The sequence below is a fragment of the Helicobacter sp. MIT 21-1697 genome (genome assembly GCF_026241255.1).
In the GTDB taxonomy this organism is placed as follows: domain Bacteria; phylum Campylobacterota; class Campylobacteria; order Campylobacterales; family Helicobacteraceae; genus Helicobacter_C.
The window spans coordinates 86,852-108,066 of sequence record NZ_JAPHNC010000002.1; the positions used below are offsets into that span (position 1 = coordinate 86,852).

The 21,215-nt window shown below is 39.3% G+C and carries 19 protein-coding genes; 15 read left to right on the forward strand and 4 right to left on the reverse strand.

Features of this window, described 5'->3' with window-relative positions:
* Positions 1-3 precede the first annotated feature (3 nt).
* From OQH61_RS02370 to OQH61_RS02430, 13 genes are all read left to right on the forward strand, one after another.
* A complete protein-coding gene (locus OQH61_RS02370; protein ID WP_266025653.1) occupies positions 4-2,172 on the forward strand; it encodes a carbon starvation CstA family protein in 2,169 nt (722 codons plus the stop codon).
* Positions 2,173-2,387: 215 nt separating this feature from the next.
* Positions 2,388-3,227, forward strand: a complete 840-nt coding sequence (locus OQH61_RS02375) for a hypothetical protein (RefSeq protein WP_266025654.1) — start codon at positions 2,388-2,390, stop codon at positions 3,225-3,227.
* An 11-nt stretch (positions 3,228-3,238) separates the two neighbouring features.
* Positions 3,239-4,132 (forward strand): hypothetical protein, encoded by an 894-nt coding sequence (locus OQH61_RS02380; protein WP_266025655.1) that lies wholly within the window; start codon positions 3,239-3,241, stop codon positions 4,130-4,132.
* Between the two features lie 55 nt (positions 4,133-4,187).
* On the forward strand, positions 4,188-4,424 hold the full coding sequence (gene kcuS / locus OQH61_RS02385) for a KCU-star family selenoprotein (protein ID WP_266025656.1): 237 nt from the start codon (positions 4,188-4,190) through the stop codon (positions 4,422-4,424).
* A gap of 79 nt (positions 4,425-4,503) precedes the next feature.
* Positions 4,504-5,556 carry a microcin C ABC transporter permease YejB gene (locus OQH61_RS02390; RefSeq protein WP_266025657.1) on the forward strand — a complete coding sequence of 351 codons (1,053 nt, stop codon included), beginning with the start codon at positions 4,504-4,506 and terminating at the stop codon, positions 5,554-5,556.
* Positions 5,549-6,607: an ABC transporter permease gene (locus OQH61_RS02395; protein ID WP_266025658.1), complete on the forward strand. Its 1,059-nt coding sequence runs from the start codon at positions 5,549-5,551 to the stop codon at positions 6,605-6,607. The genes OQH61_RS02390 and OQH61_RS02395 overlap by 8 nt, the downstream gene beginning before the upstream one ends.
* A complete protein-coding gene (locus OQH61_RS02400; RefSeq protein ID WP_266025659.1) occupies positions 6,604-8,190 on the forward strand; it encodes an ATP-binding cassette domain-containing protein in 1,587 nt (528 codons plus the stop codon). The genes OQH61_RS02395 and OQH61_RS02400 overlap by 4 nt, the downstream gene beginning before the upstream one ends.
* Positions 8,187-8,885 (forward strand): 3-methyladenine DNA glycosylase, encoded by a 699-nt coding sequence (locus OQH61_RS02405; protein WP_266025660.1) that lies wholly within the window; start codon positions 8,187-8,189, stop codon positions 8,883-8,885. The genes OQH61_RS02400 and OQH61_RS02405 overlap by 4 nt, the downstream gene beginning before the upstream one ends.
* A 39-nt stretch (positions 8,886-8,924) precedes the next feature.
* Positions 8,925-9,059, forward strand: coding sequence for a hypothetical protein (locus OQH61_RS02410; protein ID WP_266025661.1), 135 nt, complete (start codon positions 8,925-8,927; stop codon positions 9,057-9,059).
* Positions 9,060-9,106: 47 nt separating this feature from the next.
* Positions 9,107-9,295, forward strand: coding sequence for a hypothetical protein (locus OQH61_RS02415; protein ID WP_266025662.1), 189 nt, complete (start codon positions 9,107-9,109; stop codon positions 9,293-9,295).
* Positions 9,296-9,373: 78 nt separating this feature from the next.
* Entirely contained in the window at positions 9,374-10,219 is an 846-nt protein-coding gene (locus OQH61_RS02420; protein ID WP_266025663.1) for a fumarate hydratase, read from the forward strand.
* Positions 10,220-10,229: 10 nt separating this feature from the next.
* Positions 10,230-10,787, forward strand: coding sequence for a Fe-S-containing hydro-lyase (locus OQH61_RS02425; protein ID WP_266025664.1), 558 nt, complete (start codon positions 10,230-10,232; stop codon positions 10,785-10,787).
* Between the two features lie 64 nt (positions 10,788-10,851).
* On the forward strand, positions 10,852-11,940 hold the full coding sequence (locus OQH61_RS02430; RefSeq protein ID WP_266025665.1) for a polysaccharide pyruvyl transferase family protein: 1,089 nt from the start codon (positions 10,852-10,854) through the stop codon (positions 11,938-11,940).
* Here the strand turns inward: OQH61_RS02430 and OQH61_RS02435 are convergent, their stop codons facing one another.
* Together OQH61_RS02435 and OQH61_RS02440 are read right to left on the reverse strand one after the other, a co-directional pair.
* Positions 11,941-13,842 (reverse strand): motility associated factor glycosyltransferase family protein, encoded by a 1,902-nt coding sequence (locus OQH61_RS02435; RefSeq protein ID WP_266025666.1) that lies wholly within the window; start codon positions 13,840-13,842, stop codon positions 11,941-11,943.
* Positions 13,843-13,871: 29 nt separating this feature from the next.
* The gene (locus tag OQH61_RS02440) at positions 13,872-15,416 is read right to left on the reverse strand and encodes a flagellin B (RefSeq protein WP_266025667.1); all 1,545 of its coding nucleotides are present in this window, start codon (positions 15,414-15,416) and stop codon (positions 13,872-13,874) included.
* Between the two features lie 162 nt (positions 15,417-15,578).
* Between OQH61_RS02440 and topA the strand changes: the two genes are divergently transcribed.
* Positions 15,579-17,819, forward strand: a complete 2,241-nt coding sequence (gene topA / locus OQH61_RS02445) for a type I DNA topoisomerase (protein WP_266025668.1) — start codon at positions 15,579-15,581, stop codon at positions 17,817-17,819.
* A 227-nt stretch (positions 17,820-18,046) separates the two neighbouring features.
* Complete coding sequence (locus tag OQH61_RS02450) at positions 18,047-18,694, forward strand: outer membrane protein (protein WP_266025669.1); 648 nt, start codon at positions 18,047-18,049, stop codon at positions 18,692-18,694.
* A 118-nt stretch (positions 18,695-18,812) separates the two neighbouring features.
* Here OQH61_RS02450 and OQH61_RS02455 read toward each other — a convergent pair whose 3' ends face one another.
* Positions 18,813-19,445 (reverse strand): hypothetical protein, encoded by a 633-nt coding sequence (locus tag OQH61_RS02455; protein ID WP_266025670.1) that lies wholly within the window; start codon positions 19,443-19,445, stop codon positions 18,813-18,815.
* On the reverse strand, positions 19,432-21,177 hold the full coding sequence (gene aspS / locus OQH61_RS02460) for an aspartate--tRNA ligase (protein ID WP_266025671.1): 1,746 nt from the start codon (positions 21,175-21,177) through the stop codon (positions 19,432-19,434). Before aspS ends, OQH61_RS02455 begins: the two co-directional genes overlap by 14 nt.
* Between the last annotated feature and the right edge of the window lie 38 nt (positions 21,178-21,215).

A 21,215-nucleotide genomic window follows, 5' to 3' on the forward strand; every position in this document is an offset into this window, starting at 1 on the left:
GTTATGAACAAGATTCTAAGTATAGGGATATGGGCGCTTATATCGCTTTTGGGCGCGTGGTGCTTTGGTGTATTGGCATTGCATCAAGGTGAGCAGATTTCTGCGGTGTGGATTGTTGTAGCAGCAGTATGTATTTATATGATTGGTTACAGATTCTATTCAAAATATATTGCAGAAAAAGTTTTGGGGTTAGATGATAATCGTGCTACTCCTGCAGTTGTGAATAATGATGGACGCGATTTTTGCCCGACAAACAAAATCGTGCTTTTTGGACATCATTTTGCTGCGATTGCTGGTGCTGGTCCTCTTGTAGGTCCAATTCTTGCTGCACAAATGGGATATTTGCCCGGTATGATTTGGGTAGTAGTGGGTGTGGTGCTTGCTGGAGCGGTTCACGATTTCACAGTGCTTTTTGTCTCTATGCGCAGAAATGGTAAATCTTTAGGCGAAATCATTAAATTAGAGCTTGGCAAACCTGTTGGAACTATTGCAATGATTGGGATTTTGGGCATTATGATGCTTATCATTGCGATTTTGGCACTTGTTGTAGTCAATGCACTTGCAGAATCTCCTTGGGGATTATTTACGATTGCTATGACGATTCCAATTGCTATTTATATGGGACTTCATATGCGCTATATCCGTCCGGGTAAAATCGGCGAGGCAAGTATCATCGGCTTTGTTTTGTTGCTTCTTGCTCTTTTTTATGGACGTGATGTTGCGAATAATGAGTTTTGGGCTTCTGTATTTACACTCACACCCATTCAGCTGACCTATGTGATGATTGTGTATGGATTTATTGCAGCGATTTTGCCTGTATGGTTTTTGCTCGCACCTCGCGATTATTTAAGCACATTTTTGAAAATCGGTGTAATCGTGCTTATGGCGGGGGGGATTCTCATTGTTATGCCTGATGTGCGCTTTGAGAGTGTTACAAAATTTGTTGATGGCACAGGACCTGTGTTTAGTGGGGAGCTTTTTCCATTTTTGTTTATTACCATTGCTTGTGGGGCGATTAGTGGATTCCACGCACTCATTTCTAGCGGGACAACACCTAAAATGCTAGAAAAAGAATCTCACGCGCGAATGGTGGGCTATGGCTCAATGGTTATGGAATCTGCTGTGGCAGTTATGGCTTTGATTGCTGCAGTGATTCTCACTCCGGGCTTGTATTTTTCTATTAATGTCGCTCCTGCTGCACTTGGCACTGCAGGCGTGAAAGATGTAGCAGAAGCTGCAGCTATTGCAGCACAGACTATTAGTAATTGGGGCTTTACTATCACTCCCGAACAGATTTTGCATACAGCACACGAAATTGGCGAAAATAGTATCTTGAGTAAAACCGGTGGTGCGCCGACATTTGCGATTGGGCTTGCCACTATCATTTCTCAAGTGCCACTTTTTAATCAAGGTTCTATGGCATTTTGGTATCACTTTGCGATTTTGTTTGAAGCTCTTTTTATCTTAACTGCTGTTGATGCAGGAACTCGTGCAGGACGCTTTATGGTGCAAGATGTTTTGGGCAATGTGTATAAACCTATTGGCAATATTCACTCGCTATTTTGGGGCGTTGTGGCAACACTTATTTGTGTAGCTGGGTGGGGATATATCCTCTATCAGGGCATTACAGACCCACAAGGTGGCGTAAAATCGCTTTGGACACTCTTTGGCGTATCAAATCAAATGCTTGCAGGTATGGCGTTGCTCACCGTTATTGTGGTGCTTTTCAAAATGGGCAAGGCAAAACAAGCGTGGGTTGCTATACTTCCTGCGGCGTGGGTGCTTTTTAGCACAATGTATGCTGGGGTATGCAAACTGCTTCCTGCAAATGGTGAGAGGGTGCATGATGCGGTAAGTCATATTGCACTTTGGCAAATCAATGGACAAAAGGCTGCTGCAAAATTATCAGAAGTTGCAGAGGCACAAGCTTCAGGATTAGATGCTGATACGATTGCAAATCTCACTGCTGAAGCGACAAAATTTGCTACGATTGCGAATAATAACCTTATAAATGCGATTCTTTGTGCATTGTTTATGTTTGTTACTTGTCTTGTTTTGATTCAATGCGTGAGAATCTGCCTTCGTTGTGTAAAAGGCGAAAAGCTACCTTTGGCTGAAACTCCTTATCGCAAAGCGAGTGAGTTTGATGGGCGCATAGCAAGTATGCACTAAATAAAGCTCCCGCTTGGGGGCTTATAAAGCTTATTCTTTTTAAGAATCTCTTGTTTGGGCTTCTTAAAAACTTCTTATCCATACTCAAACAAATGTATAAAATTGTTACATTTTTATTTTTTTCTATCTCAAAGGCTATCAAAACGTTATTGGTTTGCATTTTTTTTTTTTTTGTATAATTTATTTTAACTAAAGAGACAATAAAGGTGGGGGTTATGAAACATATTTGGCATATAATGTTTGTAGTATTGCTTTTAGGCACACAGGGCAAGGCAGATGAGCTTAAAAGTGAGGGTTTATTCAAAATAGGGCTTAATTATGCCTATTTGACACATAATGCAGGGAAGAGTCGCACCGATAGTGTGCATATGGCAGTATCTGTTGATTATCAACATATTTTTAGCAATGCTTTTGCCTTAGGTGCAGATTTAACATTTGGGGCAAGTGTAGGCAATACTAATAAACATTATGCCTTGGAAGGTGCGCAACAACTAACTTCAACTATACCTGCGGAATCTATGATTTATTTGTTTAATTTTGGATATTCTGTGGGGTATTATCTCCTAAGACGCACATATGATAATCCTTTATATATTGGCATAGGATTGAGGACCAATTCACATTTTGTTGTCTCCACCAATACACCTGCTACCGGATTCATTCTCGCTTCATATTTGCCCATTGCATTACGAGGAGATATAAGAGTAAGTTCCCGTGTTGCTTTTGAATATCTCTTAGCCTATGATATAGGCTTATCTCAATCATTGAATCTCCTATATGATGAGGGCGACTACGATAAAAATCTCTCGGCTAAAAGCGGCTATGGATTGCGCTTAAGTCTTGGTGGGAGGTATTATGTGAGTAAAGCAACTTTCTTTTATGCAAGTCTCTTAGCTTCATATCATAGCTTTGGCGCATCAGAGAGTGCGAGTATTAGCGTTTCAGATAAAGGCACAGCAACTATGCCCGGCTATATAACAGGTAAGGATGCAGTCGTCTCTTACCCTCGCTCAAGCATAAGCTATGTAGGCTTACAGCTTGGTATTGGATTTTAAAGGGGGGCACAATGAAAACAATGAATATATACAAAACTTTTATGACAATCTCTAGCCTTTGTGTCTTGCTTTGTAATGTAAGCGTGGGCGATGATACTATTTTTGCAGCAGATTCTCAATCAAAATGGCAAAAAAGCCTTATCAAGCAGGGCTTTTATCGCTCACTTGGCTTTTATAGCGGCTATTATCATTATGGTGAAGTTGATACGAGAAGAAACAATGAGAGAGTTATGCGTATGGATTTGCTTATGCTTGGGCTTATGGGGCAAATGGGGTTTGTTTCACAGCGAGGGGTGAAGCTAGAAGGGACTTTGAGGTTAAATTATGCACTTGGAAAATATACAGGTGGCATTTTAGATGCAGATAATCCCGACCGCAATGGTCAATCTGCCACCAGCATTGATGGAGCGAGTATTGCAGATATAGAGCTAAAGGGCGGATATAATCTCTTGCGCTCCTTAAATGCGACACTTTATTTTCAAACCGGGCTTGGCTATTATCTTAATCGTAACGAACTTATAACAATGAAACGCATACAAGGCTATTTCTATGTGCCTTTAGAGCTTGAGGGAGAGACTCTTTTAACTTCAAGGATAGCACTTACCTATGGTGGTGGCTATCGCTATTTTATCTTTGGTAATCATTTTACTGAAAATGCTACGACTGAAAGAGGGAATCTAAGAGTTACGCAAAAAGAGGGTTTTGGGCTTTCCGCCTTTATTGGAGCAAATTTTTTTACAAAGACACAAGAATTGCGCTCCTTGCGGCTCGTGTATGAATATTGGAAAATTGGAGATTCTGAGCGCAGACCAGTGACAAGTGTTTATACTAATGTTACACACTATTTTTATGAACCTAAAAATAGCACACATCGTGTCTTTATTCAATACAGCTTTGGGTTTTAAGTTAAACTAAATACATTATTATTATATTTTAGATTCTATAAAAGCGTGGTAGTCAATGGAAAAAAGCGACAAAACGCGTAAAGGGCATTTGTATAAGATTTGGTGGGATAAGTTAAAAGCACTCTATCGGCGTAGTGATAGATTCTTTCACTTGCTGGTGGGTATGCCAAGCTATGATAAATATGTAGAACATATGAGAATCCACCACCCCGATACAATTCCCAAAACGCAAAAAGAGTTTTTTGCCGAAGCCCTAGAGGCAAAATATGGTGCAGGGAGTGCAAAATGCTGATAGAGAATCTCTCGCAAGGATTGCGAAAACAAACTTTGAAGCATTTTTTTCTTATGCGCATTTGCTCTAAGAGTGTGCGATGTTAGGCTATATTGTAAAGCGACTTTTGCTCGTTATCCCTACGCTTATAGGCGTGATGAGCATTAATTTTTTACTTATGCAGCTTGCCCCCGGTGGTCCTGTGGAGCAGACAATCGCCAAAATAGAGAATCTTAATCATTTAAGCGAGGCAGCACTAGGACAAAATACTCTCTATAAAGGCTCTATTGGCTTAGAACCTGAACTTATAGAAGAAATAAAAAAGCTCTATGGCTTTGATAAATCTTTGAGTGAGCGATATTTTCAAATGCTGTGGCATTTTGCGTGTTTTGATTTTGGCGAGAGTTTTTATAGCCAATCAAGTGTGCTTTCAATTATTGCCCAAAAATTGCCTGTATCCATCTCACTTGGGGTATTTAGCACACTTATCATTTATCTTATCAGCATTCCACTAGGCATTGCCAAAGCCGTGCGCAATGGTTCGCGCTTTGATGTTATAAGTAGTGTGATTATTGTTGTGCTTAATGCGATTCCAGCTTTTATGTTTGGCGTGGTGCTTATCGTGCTTTTTTGTGGAGGAAGTTATTTTGATATTTTTCCTCTGCGAGGGCTAGTGAGTGAGCATTTTGATACTTTGAGCGCGTGGGGCAAGGTTAAAGATTATTTATGGCATTTGTTTTTACCTGTGCTGTGCATTTCCATAGGTGGTTTTGCAACTTTGAGTATGTTAAGCAAAAATTGCTTTTTAGAGGAGATTCACAAAAGCTATGTGATAAGCGCTAAAGCAAAGGGCGGAAGTGAATCTCACATACTCTATAAACATATTTTTCGCAACGCAATGCTGTTAATTATCAGTGGATTCCCTGCTGTGTTTGTGGGTGCATTTTTTAGCGGGAGTTTGCTGATTGAGATTATTTTCAGCCTTGATGGTTTGGGACTTTTGGGCTATGAGAGCGTAATTAATCGTGATTATCCTGTGATTTTTGGCACACTCTATATTTTTACTTTTATCGCCCTTGTGATAGGCATTATCAGCGATGTGATGTATTATTTCATTGACCCGCGTATTCATTTTGGGAGCAAAAATGTCTAGTATGCTCAAAACCCGCTGGTGTGTCTTTAGGCAAAATAAACGCGCCTTTTATTCCCTGATATGCTTTGTGTTGCTTTTTGTGATAAGTGCCTCCGCCGAATTTATCGCTAATGATAAGCCTCTTTTTATTTATAAAGATTCTAAAATGTATTTTCCTGTGTTTGTGGATTATACCGAAACCGCATTTGGCGGGGATTTTGAGACTTGGTGTGATTATTTAGATAGTTATGTCAGAGATGAGTTACTTAAAGATGCCTTTGTGATTTATGCGCCGATACCTTATAGCTATGATAGTATTGTTATGGATTTACCCACCCAAGCTCCAACGAAGCCAGATTCTAAGCATTATCTTGGCACAGATGATAAGGCACGAGATGTAACTGCAAGGCTTATTTATGGATATAGAATCTCCATTATTTTTGCCCTTATCTTAAGTGTGTGTAGCGTGATTATTGGTGTGAGTGTAGGGGCTCTGCAAGGATATTATGGCGGGAAAATTGATTTAATTGGGCAGCGCCTCATTGAGATTCTAAACGCTGTGCCTATTTTATTTGTGATTATCATCATTTCAAGCGTATTTGAACCAAGTTTTATATGGATTTTGTGCGTGGTGTTGGCTTTTTCGTGGATGATACTTGTCAATCTTGTACGTGCAGAATTTTTAAAAGCGCGGAATCTTGAGTATGTGAGGGCTGCAAAAGCTATGGGTGTGAGCGATATAAAAATTATGTTTGTGCATATTTTGCCCAATGCGATGAGTGCGACATTGACTTTCACGCCTTTTATTATGGCTGGAAGTATTGTAACATTGAGTAGCCTTGATTTTTTGGGCTTTGGTATGCCTGTGGGGAGTGCAAGTTTAGGTGAGATTCTCGCACAAGGCAAAAATAATCTCTCCGCTCCACATTTGGGCATAAGTGCTTTTGTGGCACTTTGTGTGTTGCTTTCAATCCTTGTTTTTATCGGTGAGGGCTTGCGCGATGCGCTTGACCCGCATATAAAGCCACGCTTACAATCCCATTGCAATACAGAATCTAAGGAGCACAAATGATTTTGCACATACAGCATTTATGTGCGCACTTTGCCCATTCTACGCACTTTGCTTTAAATGATGTGTCTTTTTGTATTGCAGCGGCTGAAAAAGTCGCACTTGTAGGAGAATCTGGCTCGGGCAAAAGTATGCTTGCCCAAATGATTTTGCGTCTCCAAGATAATGTTATTGTCCAAAACGGAGAGATATGTTTTAATGGCAAGAATCTCCTTGCTTTTAATGAGGCTCAAATGCGCTCTTTGCGAGGAAAGGACATTGCTTATATCCCGCAAGAGCCACTTTCAAGCCTTAATCCACTCCATAAAGTCGGAAAACAGATTGTAGAGAGTTTTTATATCCACGCAAATGAGCTTTATCCACATTTGCGTGGGAAAGCATTGCATACAAAAGCACAAGAAAGGCTAGAAGAAGTGTTAGATTCTGTAAATTTAAGCACGAGTTTGGCTCATTGCTATCCCTTTGAGCTTAGCGGAGGGCAAAAGCAGCGCGTGGCGATTGCAATGAGCATTATTAATAATCCCGCACTTCTTATTTGCGATGAGCCTACAACTGCGCTTGATGTGCTCGTGCAGCGACAGATTATGGAGTTGCTCTCTCATCTTAGCACCAAAAGTGCGATTTTATTTATCAGCCACGATTTAGGCGTGGTGAAAGGCTTTTGCGATAAAGTTGTGGTGCTCAAAGAGGGAAAAGTCATAGAGGAGAACACAACAAGCAATATTTTTGCACGCCCTACGCATTCTTATACGCGTTTTTTGATAGAATCTTTGAGTTTGCCTACCAAAACTCCACAAACGCAAAAGCCTTTAGATTCTGCAGATTGCGCACTTTTAAAAGTAGAGAATCTAAGTGTGGGCGTGAAAACGCGCAATTTTTTTAAAACACATTTTAAAACGCTTGTAACTGATGTGCATTTCACTTTACAAAAGGGGCAGATTCTAGGCATTGCTGGGGCTTCAGGTAGTGGGAAGTCAAGCCTTGCGTTAGGATTATTGCGCTTACTTGAGATAGAGGGGGCGATATATTTTAAAGGACGCAATTTTGCAAGTCCAAAGCATATACAGACATTAAGAAAACATATCAGCATTGTATTTCAAGACCCTTTTTCCTCGCTTTCGCCGAGATTTACCATAGGGGATATTATTGCAGAGGCATTAGGCGGGAGATTTACTTCTTTTACAAAACAAGTAGAATGGGCATTAGAATCTGTGGGCTTAGATACACATTTCGCACACAGCTATCCCTTTGAGCTTAGCGGAGGGCAAAAGCAGCGCGTGGCGATTGCGCGTGCCATTGTGAGAAAGCCGCATATTTTGCTTCTTGATGAGCCTACCTCCGCACTTGATAAAAGCTCCCAAAAGCTTATTCTTACTCTTTTGCTTACTCTCCAAAGACAGCTAGAGATGAGTTATATATTTATCACGCACGATTTGGAGATTTTGCAACATTTGAGCGATGAGATTCTTATTTTGCATAAAGGGCGTGTGGTAGAGCAAGGAGTGAGTAAAGAAGTCTTTAGTAATCCGCAAAATGCGTATGCAAAAAGTCTTGTTGAGGAGTTTTTCAAAGGAAGTATGCAATGATAGAATCTAGTTTTGCGCTGCTCAAAGCTTTAAGGTCTTATGGGCTTTTAGAGGGCAAGCCAAGCTGGTGGTGGGCAGGGGCAGGGAGCTTTGAAGTGGTGCTTGGAGCAATTTTGGTGCAGAATACGCAATGGAGTAAGGTAGAGACAATGCTTGATTCTATGTCAAAGGTGGGGATTTTGAGCGGGGATTGCCAAAAAGATTTAGAATCTATGGTGCGGGTGGATTCTATGATTTTGCAATCTCATATTATTGGATTACAAAGGCAAAAATCTAGCTATATAATACAACTCTCACACGCGATTATGGCGGATTTTGGAGATTTTGAATCTTTTAAAAATAATGTAGATTTTGAATGGCTTATTACACAAAAGGGCATAGGGAGGGAAAGTGCGTATGCGATTTTAAATTATGCCTGTGAGCGTGAAGTAATGGTCGTGGATAGATATACGCATAAGCTTTTGTGTGCTTTGGGCTGGGAGATAGAGGATTATGAGGAATTGAGGGCATTTTGTGAGAGCGGAGTGAGAGAGAATCTGAGTAGCGTATATGCGCTTTATGCACAGGATAAGCATTTGCAAGATATGAGCTTAGCGCAGATTTTTGCGCGATTCCACGGCAAGATTGTAGAGTTTAGTAAGCTTAAATGCGATATAAAGACACTTAAAGATAAGATAATTTTTGGAGAGAGTTAAAATAAAACTCAATTTTACAACAAAGAACACGCAGTTGAAGTGATTATAGAGCAGCCCTCAAGCAATCAAATTTTTATTTGTTTGGGCTTTGATGGCGGTGAGGATAGTCATTTGATTACCTATGATGAACAAACTCACACAACCACGCATACTACTTGTGTGGTTATGCCTTGATGGGAAAGAAGCGACAATAAAAATTTTTTTGCTTTACACTTTCTTTTGTGTGGGCAGAGTATAGTTGTGATGAATTTAAATACATAGATTATAAAGTCGGGCTTGGTGCATTGGCAGGGATTCATAATGCACAGACGAAAAATGCACAAAGCAATGTCATAGCTTACAATAAAGATACTTTTAGCACTTTTAGTGGATATGTTAATACCACTTATTTTTGGCTAGAGATTCAATAAATGGCTATAATTTAAAGCATTTTTTACATAGAGTAGAGTAAAATTGAGCTGTTTTATTCAAACTACAAGGAGGCGATAATGAGAGAAGTGCGATATGAAGATATTAAATCTGCTGTTGCTAAACTTGCCATTAATGCGTGTTGTATCCAAACGCCGGATATTAAACGCGCCTTTAGTGCGGCAAAGGGAAGTGAGAAGTCTGCATTAGGGCAAAATATCCTAGATACGCTCATTGAAAATGGCAAGATTGCAGAGAGCAATATGATGCCTATCTGCCAAGACACAGGTATGAGCGTGGTATTTGTAGAAATCGGGCAAGATGTGCATATCACAGGGGGTTACCTTGAAGATGCGATTAATGAGGGTATCAAAGAGGGCTACACGAATGGCTATTTGCGCAAATCTGTCGTAGAAGAGCCACTCTATGAGCGTAAAAATACGACAAATAACTCTCCAGCAGTCATTCACACACGCATAATTCGGGGCGATAAGCTGCATTTAAAAGTCTGCCCCAAAGGCTTTGGGAGTGAGAATAAAAGTATCTTAAAAATGCTTGTCCCAGCTGATGGTATTGAGGGTGTGAAAAAAGTCTTTACCGAAGCAGTCAAACTTGCAGGACCAAACGCTTGTCCTCCTATGGTAATTGGCGTAGGCATTGGCGGGACAATGGAAAAAGCAGCGATTTTGGCTAAACAAGCAGCGGTGCGTGAGATAGATTCTAAAAACAAAGACCCGCGCTATGCAAAGCTTGAAGAGGAATTGCTTGAAATCGCAAATCAAACAGGCGTAGGACCACAAGGGCTAGGCGGCACTACGACTGCGTTTAAAGTCAATGTGGAATGGTATCCTACACATATTGCAGGGCTTCCTGTGGCAGTAAATATCAACTGCCACGCTGCACGACACGCTGATATTGAGCTTTAAGGAGGAAAAAATGGGAGAGCCAAAAAAAATCACTGCACCGATAAGTAAAGAAGTCGCAATTAGTCTTAAAGCAGGGGAGAGCGTTTTGATTAGCGGGACGATTCTATGTGCGCGTGATGCAGCACATAAAGCTTTAACTGAAGCATTAGCGCGTGGAGAAAAGCTCCCTGTGGATTTGAGTGGCGAGACGATTTATTATCTGGGACCCACACCTGCAAAGCCGGGCAATGCGATAGGAAGTGCTGGACCTACTACAAGCGGGAGAATGGACAAATATACGCCCACAATCATTGAGCAAGGCATTCACGGAATGATTGGCAAGGGTTATCGCAGCAAGGAAGTGATAGATTCTATGGTGAAGCACGGAGTCGTGTATATGGTGGCTGTGGGCGGTGCAGCAGCACTGATTTCAAAATGTATCACCAAATACGAAGTGTTAGCTTACCCAGAACTTGGACCTGAAGCAGTCGCTAGACTTACAATAGAAAATTTCCCTGCGATTGTCGCTATTGACGCACAGGGTAATAACTACTACGAAGTTGGACAAGCTCCTTATAAGAAAATATAATTACCCTTAGATTCTCTATTTTAAGAGAATCTTTGGTTTATTTGGGCAGATAAAAGGAGGGGGAATGATTTTTATAGATAAAATAAAAACAAAATTGAGACAAGCATTTGCTCATTTTGATGCAATCCAAACACAGCTTTTACAAATGCAAATCCTAAGCTTAAAGCATTCCATTATGCCAAATTCTAATGCACAAGTGCAAAAGAATCATTTTTTACTTTTTAGTTTTGCAAAGCATTTACCGCAATTTGGTGCGAATAATTTGGGGGATTACATTCAAACTATTGCGACAAAAAAAGCTATTGCTCATCATTTTCCAAACGCGCGATATTCCTTTATAGATAGGGATTCACTCGTGGGTTATTCTTCGGGGGGGGGGGGGGTTACACTCGTTGTTATGCAAGGTTGGTTTGCATATTCAATTCATTGTATGCCAAACAATGAGACTTTACCTATTTTTGTCGGAACACATTTTGCCACTTCATTTCACAAAACTTTGCAATATTTTATCAGTTACTATCCTTGGTATTTTGAACATAAAGAGATTGGTTGTAGAGATTTATATACATTAGAGTTTTGTCAAAGCTTAGGGATAAAATCTTATTTTTCACGTTGTTTAACCCTCACGCTTCCCAAACGCAAGGTAAGTGTGGAGCAAAATAAGGTTTTTTTGGTGGGTATTGATAAAGAGATTCATCAATATATCCCAACTCCTTTGCATCAAAATGCGGTGGAAGTAAATCAACAATGGGTTATGCCTGAAGAGAGATTAGATTGGCAAAGTAGCTATTCTAGGGCAGAATCCTTGCTTGAGACTTACAAAAATCAAGCCAAATTAGTTATCACTTGCGCCCTGCATTGTGCTGCTCCTTGTGTGGCTATGGGGATTCCTGTGGTTTTGATTGCTTTAAATGAAGAAAATCTCAATCGTTTTTCTGCTGTGAACGGGATTTTGAGGATTTGGACAATCAAAGAACTAAAAAGCGCAGAAGTGGATTTCAATCCAAATGTTTTAGAAATAGAATCCTTAAAAAAAGATATGTTAGAAAATTTGTATTTAAGCATTCAAAAAGCAATGGGTAAGGCAATAGATGAAGTGCGATTGAAACAAATACGACAAGCAATTACAGATTTTAAAGTGCCTTTTGTTTAATCACACTTCCCAAGTTGCAAAAGCTTTTTTGACAACTTCAATGACACTATCCATACCACCCGCAAGGGAAAAAAGCCAATATTTATGCGCATAGATGAGTTCAGCTTGTTTGACAAGTTTTGCTTCTTCATTGTTAGCTGGCATTACAAGTATGCGCGCAATGTCCATTTCTTGATGAAAGATATAGGATTGTAGCGCGTCCATAAAGCATTCACGAAATCGCTTGTTATCAAAAAGCTCTTTTACTTCTTGGATTCTATCTATGCATTTTTGTAATTCTTCACTTTTGAGTTCTTCTAAACGTTGCTCTTTATTGAGGAGTTCAAAACGTTCAGTAAGTGCTGCTACTTCTAAAAATACTTCTTCAACAAATGCTTTGTCTTTGAGCCCTAACTCAATCCAATCACGCGTTTTTTGTTTGATTTTAGCAAGATTTGCTTCATAAGATTCAGATGAGGGCAAAGAGAGTGTGATAGGGGATTTTTTATGCGAAGTGTCAATGAGTTTGATAGCTTCAGGGAAGGGTATTTCCTTTGTCCCGTGTATGCGAGCACCTCCCTCTGTGGCATTGATGACTTCAATAGGATAAGGAGTGTTGGCAATATCGCGCTCATAAAATGTTAAAAATAATTTCCAAACCTTTGTAGATTCTATCATACCGCCACCGCCATATTTTTCTACCATAATTTTTTGTCCCTTTTGTTCCATTTCTTCGGGATTGATTTCATTTGCTCCATAGACGGCATTTTTGGCGTGAGATGTGCCATCTTCACCAAAGGCTAAATCTTGTCCAATGATAATACAACGTTTAAAGCGCGAATGCACTATGAGTTCATAAGCCATATTTGCAGCACTCATACCAATCCCCAAATAGCCATATTCTGGAATCTCAAAGTAATTTGTATATCCAAAAGGGCGCAAAGAATATTGCACTAAATCGCCCTTAAGTGCATTTTTAAGACGATTATGCACAATAGAAGTAATTGCAAATATAACGCCTTTATGGGCTGGTTTGGGTGTATCTTCATAGAATTTTGCAGTGAGTTCCACGCGTTCAAGCGAAAAGACAATATCGGGTTTGATACCTTCTTTTGCAAGAATCGGAAAAGAAGCGTCAATGCAAAAGATTGTAGCATAGTCTTGGATTTGTTTTAAGTGTGGAATCTGCTTGCTCAAACTTGGACCTGTGGCAACAATGATAGCTGTATCTCTTCCTTTGATTTGCTCTAATAAATTAAGTAAAGTGGGTGATTTAATCACATCTGGAAGATTTTGTATGTGATGTGAAATACCAATAATAGAATCTCGGCTATCATTTCCCACGCTAATGACACTATGTTCAATAGAGCGGATAAAAAATTGATTGATTTTGATATAAAGCTCTGAATAAAGCTCATAATAGGGATTAAAAAGATGCAAATCATAGACTTTTGAATAAATTTTTGCATCGCGCTCACTTGCAAAGAGTATATCAATGCTTGTAGAATCACAATTTTTAGCGTCAATAAAAATAAGATGTTTTTCTAAGATTTCTTTAGAAAAATCCATAAAATGCAGCACGATAAAAAGTAATTCTATTTCGGGCTCAAGCACAATGATACGTTTTAGAAAATCATTTTGTAAAAGGACTTTGTAAAACACTCCATTGCCTACGCCAAAAAAATACAAATAAGGATAATGTGAATATTGTGCAAATGCCTCAATTTTAGCATTTGTTTCTTCAAGTGGATTGCCCTGAAAAAGTGCAGTATTTGTGCGTTTATCAATGATATTAATATTAAGAGGATCGCTTCCTTGATATACTTCAAAATCTTGATTGGGCTTAAACTCATTCAATCTCAATGCAAGGGCAGGAGAGCGAATTGCCAACGCAGAGAGATTGAGGCTAAAAAAATCCTGCATACAAGTGCTTAAAGAGCTATGCTACTTGATTATTGAAGAAGCCTAAGCACATTTTGCTGCACAGCATTAGCTTGTGCCATTGCAAAGTTACCGCTTTGAGCCAAAACATTATGTTTAGAGAATGTTGCAGATTCTGATGCGAAATCCACATCTCTGATATTTGATTCTGCAGCTTTTACATTCACTTGTGTAACAGAGACATTGTTAATGGTTGAAACAAGCTGAATTTGCGCCGAACCAATATCTGCTCGGAGTTTATCAAGTTGTGCGCGTGCAGATTCTGCCATATCCATAACTACCATTGCACCTTTAAGGCTTGTAACCCCAGCTCCAATGCCATCAAAATGCAGATTTGCTTGAGCGACATTTGCATTTGCCCCACACGCCGAAGCGACATTCGCATCCATTTCTCCCCTTATATAGCGGAGATTCGCAGTAAATTCAGCAATACCTTGGGCAGAATGGAATCCTATATGGCTATAATTTATTCCACTCACAATAATATCTCTTGCATCTGTTCTAATGAGCGTTAAGCGCCCCACAATAGCGTGGTCTGTCCCAGAGATACCAGCGAAATTTCCTCCACCAAAGATTTTTCCACTATCGCCTTGAGTGCGGATACAAATTGCTCTCCCATCAAGACTACGTACATTCATACGCCCTGTAATATCAGTAAAAGCTTCGCAGCCTGTGCGTTCTTTGATAGAGTTAATCGCGTTAAGCAAACGTCCATCAGAATCATTTTTGCGAATATCGTGAATATTTCCGATTGTTACGCCATTAATGACTAACTCACGAATAGTGCCAGAGAGGACAGGCACATCGCCTGTTGCCATTACATTCCACGCAGCACGCACACCTAGTGTATCAGAGTATTTGTTGATAACTTCAGTCAAAACCCCTATACCTGTTCCTGCAGATGTAGAAATTTTAACGGTTTCAGTTTCAAAATCGTGCTTTCCATCAACTTGGCGAAATTTTAGCATTACTTCGGTGAGATTTGATGCTGCGCCAGAAGCAAGCATACCAATTCCTCCAAATGAACCACTTTCTAAGCGCACGTGTCCAATTTTATCCGAGCTTGTAGGACCAATAGAGGCTTTCACCGTTGTATTTGAATATGCACCAATTTGAAACTCTTTGTTTGAAAATGCACCAGAGAGCATTTGTTGCCCATTATAACTTGTAGTGTTAGCAATATTATCTAACTCCTCTAAGAGACGAATAATATCGCTTTGAAGTGCCTTTCTTGTCTCATTACTTTGTCCATCTTGTGCCGCTTGAATGGCTTTGGTTTTAATTGTATCTAAGATTTTAAGCTGCTCGTCCATTGCTTTATCTGCAACTTGTATCATACCAATAGCATCATTTGCATTTCGGACTGCCTGCCCTAAGCTTTCACTTTGACTTCTTAAGCTATCGGCAATCGCCATACCTGAAGCATCATCAGCTGCTTTATTTAAGCGCAAACCAGAGCTTAACTTTTCAAGTGAGTTATGCAGACTTCTATTATTTTGCACACCAATAGTGTGAGCAGTAAGGGCGGAGATGTTTGTGTTTATCCTAAAACTCATTTTGCATCCTTTGCTAAACTTTTTTTCGTTTGTGCCGATTAAGCAAAAGATGTTCCATATTTTTTGTGCCAAATAAAATAATAATGTGAGATTCCAATCAGAATCTATGCTAAAATCCATTTCTATTTTTCATAGAAATTAGGCATTAGGGAATTTAAAGTTATGAAAGATTTAATTATTGTGGAATCGCCCGCTAAAGCAAGGACGATTAAAAATTTTTTAGGGAGTAAATATGAGGTTATAGCCTCTAAAGGTCATATCCGAGACTTGCCAAAATATACTTTTGGCATTGAGATAAAGGATAAATCATTTCACCCGCAATACACTATCAGCAAGGATCATACAGAGATTGTTGAGAAAATCAAAGCTGCAAGCCAAAAAGCAAAGATAACCTATATCGCAACCGATGAAGATAGGGAAGGAGAGGCTATTGGCTTTCATATTACCCAAGCCTTGAATCTGCCTTATGAAAAAATCCCGCGTATAGTATTTCACGAGATTACAAAAAATGCCATTACACATTCATTGCAGAATCCGCGTCAAATTGATATGGCAAAGGTAAATGCTCAACAAGCGCGGCGATTGCTTGATAGGATTGTTGGTTTTAAGCTCTCTGAACTTATTTCCTCTAAGATTCAACGTGGATTATCAGCAGGGCGTGTGCAAAGCTCTGCACTTAAGATTATCGTAGATAGGGAGCGAGAGATACGCGCTTTTAAGCCAACAATTTATTTTTTGATTAATGCGGTTTTTAATACAAAATCCAAAAATAAGCAACAAACACAAAATAATAGTATAGAAGCTGAACTTATCACTTATGATAAGAAGCTTGAAAAGCTTTCTTTGCAAGATTCTAAGGCGGTAGGAGCAATGGTGGAGCATATCCAAAAACAGCAATTTTTTATTAAAGAAATTATCACAAAAAGTAAAAAAACACCAACGCCTCCACCATTTATGACTTCCACATTACAACAAAGTGCTTCAAGCTTACTAGGATTTTCGCCCTCTCGCACGATGAGTATTGCTCAACGGCTTTATGAGGGTGTGGAAACAAATTTTGGGAGTATGGGGGTGATTACCTATATGAGGACAGATAGTCTCAATATTGCTAAAGAAGCTCAAAAAGCTGCGCGAGAGATGATTATCAAAACTTATGGAAAAGAATATGTCCCTGCCAAATCTAAAAACTATGCTACCAAATCCAAAGCTGCGCAAGAAGCCCACGAAGCGATACGTCCAACCAATCTTGATTTTACACCTCAAATTGCAAAATCTTATCTTAAACCTGAAGAACATAGGCTTTATGCGCTTATTTATTATCGTTTTTTGGCTTCGCAAAGTCAAGATGCGCTCTTTGAGATACAAAATATTATTTTTACAACTCATAATCAAGCACATTTGATTGAGTTTAGAGCAAGTGGGCGCAAACTTGTATATGATGGATTCTATAAAATTATCGGAAATGATGATAAAGATAAGCTTTTGCCCGAATGTAAAGAGGGGGAAGATGTGTTACTTCATAATATAGAATCTGTGCAAAAATCCACCGAAGCGCCATCGCGTTATTCTGAAGCAAGTATTATCAAAAGTATGGAATCGCTTGGTATAGGTCGTCCCTCTACTTATGCCCCTACCATTGCATTGCTTGTGGCGCGAGAATATGTGAATGTAGAAAAAAAGCAGCTTGTGCCGCAAGAAAGCGCATTTAAAGTCATAGAAATGTTGGAATCGTATTTTGATGAGATTGTAGATTCTCAATTTAGCGCTGGATTAGAGGATAAGCTTGATGAAATTGCGCAAGCAAAAATGAATTGGGAATCTGTGTTGTGGGAGTTTTATCAGCCATTTATGCAAAAGATAGAATCTGGCAAAAAAGTAATAATCTCACAAAAGGTTACCATTCCCACAGGAGAAATGTGTCCCAAATGTGGTAAGGAACTTGTGCAACGCAAGAGCAAATATGGCGAATTTATCGCGTGTAGTGGTTATCCAAAATGCAAATATATCAAGCCCACACAGCAAGATATGCAATCACAACCCCAAGAATATGGCGTGTGCGAAAAATGTGGTGAGCCTATGGTGAAAAAAATTGGTCGCAATGGCGAATTTATCGCGTGTAGTGGTTATCCAAAATGCAAAAATACAAAATCTCTTACTGATAAAGCGCAGGCTCATAGCGTTGAAGGTGTGGCTTGTCCGGAATGCGGAGGAGAGATTGTGAAAAGATTTAGTCGCAGGGGAGCATTTTTTGGCTGCAAGAATTATCCAAAATGCACTTTTATCTCAAAGTTTCAACCTATCAAAGAAAAATGTCCGCAATGTGGAGGGATAAGCGTAGAGCGAGAATATCGTAAAAAACAAGTGCGCGAATGCCTCAAATGTAAGCATAGGATTGAATTGTAAGGTTACTACATTTAGAAACTTTGTTATTCTTTCTATAACCCTATAAAATTAAGATTCCCTTTGGGGAGTTTGATTTTAGTAAAATATAATTCCACAAAATGTTGCTTTTTGTATCATTCAAAAAAAGAATATAACCCAATCTTTTGCTTTTAAGCAAAAATCGGGGGGGGGGGGGGGGCTAAAATTGAAATTGCGTTTAACGCAAATATACAATAAAGGTGGTTTCAATGAAAATAATCAAAAAAGTAATTGTAAGTTCGGCTCTCGCTGTGGCTTTAGTAAGTGCGACAAGTTCTACAGCTTTAACCGAAGAGAGTGGGTTGTTTGCAGGTGTAGGTGCGGGGTATGGTATGGCTAATATACATTCTCATTCTGGTAGTAGTGGTACTGATGTGAGCATTGATTTTAAAGATAAAGGGATAGCCTATGAAGTCATTGCTGGATATAAGCATTTCTTTACACCTAGTTTAGGTTTTCGCTTATTTGGGAGCTTTATCTATACTGATGCGAAGCATAAAGCCGATGGAATAAGCACAAAAGCTAATGTGATGACTTATAGTGCAAATTTTGATGCACTCTATAACCTTATCACAAGTGAGCCTACGAATCTTGGCATATTTGTAGGTATAGGGGTAGGTGCGAATACTTGGGGTGGAAAGGCATTTGATGATATTCCTGATAATATAAAAACAACCAAAACAAGTTTTGATTTTGCTCTCAATGTGGGGTTAAGAGGCGTATTTGCTAAACATCACGGCGTAGAAATCGCTGCTCGTGTGCCTTTTGAGGAGCAATATATTTATAATTTTTACCTAGAGCAATTGATAGTAGCATATAAATATAATGTCGGTGCGCGCTATATTTATAACTTCTAAGATAGAATCTTTAAAGAGGCATAGGCTTTGTGCTTTTTTAAAAAGCGCATTGCCTGCAAAAACAAGAATAAAAGAATAAGATTTACAAAAATCAAAATTAGAATCTGCACCAAAGATTCTAAAAGCCAATATCTGAAAATAAAGCTCTTTTTTCAAAAGGAATATTCCAATTTTTTCCGCTAAAATCATATTTTTCAAAATTATAGATTTGCAAGATGATACATAGGACAAAAAAGAGTGTCCCAAGGCAAAAACCTATGATAATTTTTATTGTGGTAAAAAACACAAGTGTAGCCTTAAGATGAGGCGTGTGCTTAAAAAACTCTGCAAGTGTGCTACTAACAATAGCAAAACTTTGCCATATTACAAACCACGGAATCATAACAATCTGCATACTCAATGCAAGTGTGGCGGGTAATCCTGTAAGGACAAAGGCTATAACGATAGCAAGACACGCTCCAAATACGATATGCTCTCTTTGCATTTTGGGAATAAAAAGAAACAGCACAGGCAGATTGACAGCTATAAGATACTTGCTTAGCACTATCGCTCTGCCTACTAACTTAATAAAGCTATGATGGTCAATAGGTATGTGGGCTATAAAGCGGCGATAGACAAGCACGAAGAGGATACACGCCCCAATATAGAAAATAAAGATAAAAAGAGCAAAGAAGAATTTGCGCCCGATGTTCTCGCTCTTTGTATCATTGGAGCTTGGTTCTGCTTCACTTAACCCCTTATTTTGGTTCATTTTTTATGCGGATATGAAGTTCTTTAAGCTGCTCATCATTCACTTGACTTGGAGCAAGAGTGAGCGGACAAGTGGCTTTTTGCGTTTTGGGAAAGGCGATGACATCACGAATACTTTGAGATTTACTCAAAAGCATAATCAATCTATCAAATCCAATAGCAATCCCTCCGTGTGGAGGCGCACCATAGCTTAATGCCTCAAGCAAAAAGCCAAATTTATCCACCGCTTCTTCTGTGCTAATGCCAAGTAGCTCAAATACGCGCTTTTGAATAGAATCTTTATGGATTCTAATGCTTCCACCGCCAAGCTCAATGCCATTAAGCACCACATCATACGCCACAGAGGTAATCTCCTCAATATCTTCTTTGTCTAAATCATTGGGCATTGTGAAAGGATGGTGTAGAGCCTTTGTCTTGCCCTCATCTTTTTCAAACATAGGAAAATCAACTACCCATAGGAATTTGTATTCATTTTCATTTATAAGTCCCATATCCTCGGCGACTTTAAGGCGCAATCTCCCCATATAATCCCATACTATCTTTTTTGCACCTGCGCCAAAGAAAATAATATCACCTATTTGTGCATTTACACGCGATATGAGCTCGTTGAGTGCAGATTGTGAGATGAATTTCACTAAAGGACCTTTGAGCTCGTTTTCTTTTACCTGAATGTATGCAAGTCCTTTTGCACCAAATTTACGCACAAAATCCTCTGCTTCACCTAAGCTTTTGCGTGAAAAAAATGTATCACCACCTCTGACACATAGTGCTTTGATACGATTGTTTTTAGAATCTTGTGCGATGTTTTTAAAAATCTCATTGCTTGAATCCACAAACAAATCCCCCACTTCCACAAGCGGCATACCAAAGCGTAAATCGGGCTTATCACTCCCATAAGATTCCATTGCCTCCGCGTAAGGCAGACGCATAAAAGGTATTTGAATCTCTGTGCCACACGCATTAAAAATATCTTTAAGCAAATTCTCCGCCACACTAATAATATCCTCTTGCTCACAAAAGCTCATTTCAATGTCAATTTGCGTAAATTCTGGCTGCCTATCAGCACGCAAATCTTCATCACGAAAGCATTTTGCGATTTGAAAATATTTATCAAATCCACTTATCATAAGAAGCTGTTTAAAAAGCTGTGGGCTTTGAGGCAGGGCATAAAACTCACCTTGATGAACGCGTGAGGGCACAAGATAATCTCTTGCTCCCTCTGGCGTGGCTTTAGTGAGGATTGGCGTTTCCACTTCTAAAAAGCCCATTTTTTGCAAACTATTGCGCGTAGCAATGGCTACATCAGAGCGGATTTTAAAGATATTATATGCTTTAGGAGAGCGCAAATCCAAATAACGATATTTAAGTCGCAACTCTTCATTCACACTTTCATCGCCAATGGCAATGGGAGGCGTGGGCGATTTATTTTCAATGACAAGTGAGCTAAGCACAATTTCTATCATACCTGTTTTAAGTTTTGGATTCTCTAATCCCGCACCACGAGCGCGTACTTTTCCACGCGCAATTAATACATATTCATCACGTACACTTGATGCTATTGTATGGGCTTGAGTACTTGGGTCGCATACAAGTTGTACAATACCGCTTTTATCACGTAAATCAATAAAAACCACACCTCCGTGGTCGCGATAAGTATTGCACCAACCGCAAACTTGTACTTCTGTGCCAATATGTTCCTCTCCTAATTCTGCGCATAAATGAGTTCTTAACATTGCTAACCTTTTAGAGTAAAGTAAAAAATATATCCATT